The sequence below is a fragment of the uncultured Methylobacterium sp. genome, assembly GCF_964251405.1.
Taxonomy (GTDB): domain Bacteria; phylum Pseudomonadota; class Alphaproteobacteria; order Rhizobiales; family Beijerinckiaceae; genus Methylobacterium.
Map to the genome: position 1 here is coordinate 1 of NZ_CAXUJR010000157.1, position 2,389 is coordinate 2,389.

A 2,389-nucleotide genomic window follows, 5' to 3' on the forward strand; every position below is an offset into this window, starting at 1 on the left:
GCAGCCTCTTCCGCGTACCGATCCAGGAACCTGAGCGCGGCGGGCACGGCCTGCCACTGCGGACCGGCGGGACCGGGACCGGGCGGGCGCTCGGATTCAGGGCGGGGAAGGCTTGGTGCCAAGCCGCGACATCGGGATGATCGATCTGGAAGGCGGATGACGCCGACATGTGATCTGGCCACCGATGAGCGCATAGTGAGGAAAGGGCGGGGGCATGCTCGAGGTAAGGCGCCGGGCGACATAACTCGAGCGTAGAAACCCACAGGGCAGCCTTCGCGGTCTCGATGGTGCGCTTTGCCATAACCGCTACGATGGTCGCTGACGGTTGGCATGAGCCTGATGCCGAGGGCCGAGTGGGATGAGGACGACCGCGATGCAGACCCGGCAACGGCTCCTCTACGCAAGCCCGAACGGCGACCGGTGGCATCTGGTGCGTGCGACCGACGGCGGCGACGTGTTCGTCCGCCACACCGCCAACGAAGCGTCCGGCGGGCATGTCACAGACGTCGCCATTCCGGTCTTCCTGGGTCATGACCGCCACGGACCGGAGCATCAGGAGCTACGGCGGCTGATCGGCGACCTTGTCGCCGATGTTGAAACCGTATCCGCAGGAGGCGTCGACGCAGTGCTCGAACCGGGCGCCCCGGCAGCTGAACCGACGCCGGGCGGGGCCGCCCTTTAAGGACCGGAAACTCGTCAGCGCGGACGTTGGAGGAGCCCGGCCGCCCGACCTGATCACAGATCGGGAGAGGGGGGCGTTCATCTCACGGATGGGCCGGTACGCAACTGAATCTCTGGCAGGGTGCCTGATACGTCCGAGGAGGTGGGACCGCGTGGCGCTTCGTTGTCGTGGGCCCGGACCTCCTCCGACGAGGCTCTATCGATCGCAACCGATACAGATGTCCCTGAGCACGCGCTCGTTCATCGGCCCCGTCCCCTGGTTCGGAAGCTTGCCTTCGAAAGCGCGAGGCCGGGGCGGCGGCATCGGCCATCCGCGGTGTGGGACGGTGAGGGAAGGAGGCCTTGGGGACAGCCGCTCGTCGGGTGTCAGAGCCATGTTCTGTGCCCGTCCCGAACAAGCCGGAAGGACCGAGTAAAGAATGGCGAAGCTGACGGCGGCTCTGATGGACATGCTCGGCTCCTAGAATGGGTCGTGCGCATACCACGGGAAAGACATCGGGTTCATGGTGGTCTCGGGGCGGATTTGGCCAGGCTGCTCATCGGTTCCCGATCCCTAGGTGCGAGCGAACGAACCGACGTTCCGGCGGTCGGCCTGTCACCTCCACCCGTCGGCGGCGGTCTGTGGCTCCGAGCATGCGGCCGACCGGAACGACGTCCGCTCGATGCGCCGAAACCGCCCCTCCGGGGCATCGACGGACGACGAGGACCGCTTGGCGACTGATCTGCTTGCCATCGCGACAGAGAATCGGAGCTACCCTTCCAACTCGCCGAAATGCAGGGCCGGTTCGTGGATTCGACGGTCGACGGCGGGGATCCACATGCCGAAGTCCAAGCGCTGTGGGCGCGACTTGTTGGAAACGAACGCGAGCGGGGTGTTCGGCGCGATGTAACGGGCGTGTTGGCCGAAGAGCCTCCGCCTGGCCCCGCGGCCCCCGACATACGAAGCGGTGTCCATCCTCTGCCCTCGCCCGATCGTCGAAATGTCTAGCTCAGTTCGGGCCGCGTTCCTCTCACCTAAGCATGCCGAACAGCGTCCCGGCGAGGAACACGACCAAGCCTGTGACCATCCAACTCCCATGCCTCGCGCGTTCGGAAGGGGCGCGCCCAACGCCGCGGTGAAGCGCGACCTTAACGGTCTGTTGGCGATGTCCGGATAGGAAGCCTCAACCTTTGGAGGATGGTCACATGCGCGTGCTGCTGGTCGAGGATGACGCCTCCGTCGCGGCCAGCGTCGAGCTGATGCTCAAGTCGGAGAACTTCAACACCTACACCACGGATCTGGGTGAGGAAGGCATCGACCTCGGCAAGCTGTATGATTACGACATCATCCTGCTTGACCTGAACCTGCCCGACATGTCGGGCTACGAGGTGCTGCGCAACCTGCGGGTCGCCAAGGTCAAGACGCCGATCCTGATCCTGTCCGGCTTAGGTGGCATCGAGGACAAGGTGAAGGGCCTCGGCTTCGGGGCCGACGACTACCTCACCAAGCCCTTCCACAAGGACGAACTCGTCGCCCGCATCCACGCGATCGTGCGCCGCTCGAAGGGCCATGCCCAATCGATCGTCACCGTCGGTGACCTCAGCATCAATCTCGACGAGCAAACCGCCAGCATCGCCGCCTCCCGCGTCCCCCTCACCGGCAAGGAGTACGGCATGCTGGAGCTGCTCGCCCTGCGGCAGGGCTCGACGATCACGAAAGAGATGTTCC

The 2,389-nt window shown here is 65.3% G+C and carries 2 protein-coding genes; both read left to right on the forward strand.

Annotated elements, in window-relative coordinates; genetic code table 11:
• Window positions 1-373 precede the first annotated feature (373 nt).
• A complete protein-coding gene (locus ACFE7U_RS17460; protein ID WP_375410976.1) occupies window positions 374-682 on the forward strand; it encodes a hypothetical protein in 309 nt (102 codons plus the stop codon).
• Window positions 683-1,866: 1,184 nt separating this feature from the next.
• Window positions 1,867-2,389: response regulator transcription factor (locus tag ACFE7U_RS17465; RefSeq protein ID WP_375410977.1), on the forward strand; the 523-nt coding region annotated here is incomplete at its 3' end.

Excerpts from the sequence above, each read along its gene's own strand:
- ACFE7U_RS17460 (WP_375410976.1), top strand. The coding sequence starts at position 374 with ATGCAGACCCGGCAACGGCTCCTCTACGCAAGCCCGAACGGCGACCGG.